Here is a 505-nt window from a genome sequence, read left to right as displayed (position 1 = left end):
AGCAGCTCGAGCGGGCTGCGCCGGACGTCCACGCGGGACTCCAGCACGGCCACGGACAGGGCTCCGCCCGCGGCCTCCAGCTCGCCCAGGACGGCGGCGGCCTTCTGCTCGGTGGGCATCGACGAGGTGGCGAAGTACTCCCAGATCCGGCGGTCCTCGGTGCCCGGCAGCAGCAGGACGTCCGCGTTGTCCGTGGCGCGGCCCGCACGGCCCACCTGCTGGTAGTAGGCCACGGGCGAGGACGGCGCGCCCAGGTGGACCACGAAGCCGAGGTCCGGCTTGTCGAAGCCCATGCCGAGCGCGGAGGTGGCCACGAGGGCCTTGACCCGGTTCTCCTTGAGGGCGGCCTCGAGCTCCTCGCGCTCGCCCTGGTCCGTGCGCCCGGTGTAGGCGCGCACCGGGATCCCGGCGTCGGCGAGCGCCTGGGCGGTGTCCTCGGCCGCCCCCACGGTCAGCGCGTAGATGATCCCGCTGCCCGGGAGGGACTCGACGTGCTCGAGCAGCC

Annotated in this window: 1 protein-coding gene; it reads right to left on the bottom strand. The window is 74.5% G+C overall.

Annotation, left to right across the window (positions count from 1 at the left end):
* Positions 1 to 505, bottom strand: a 505-nt coding sequence (locus tag RF650_RS13535) for a helicase-related protein (protein ID WP_368815177.1), incomplete at both ends; no start/stop codon positions are given.

The sequence above is a fragment of the Kocuria sp. CPCC 205297 genome, assembly GCF_040981035.1.
Classification (GTDB): Bacteria; Actinomycetota; Actinomycetes; order Actinomycetales; family Micrococcaceae; genus Kocuria; species Kocuria marina.
This window is presented reverse-complemented; position numbering and strand designations above follow the sequence as displayed.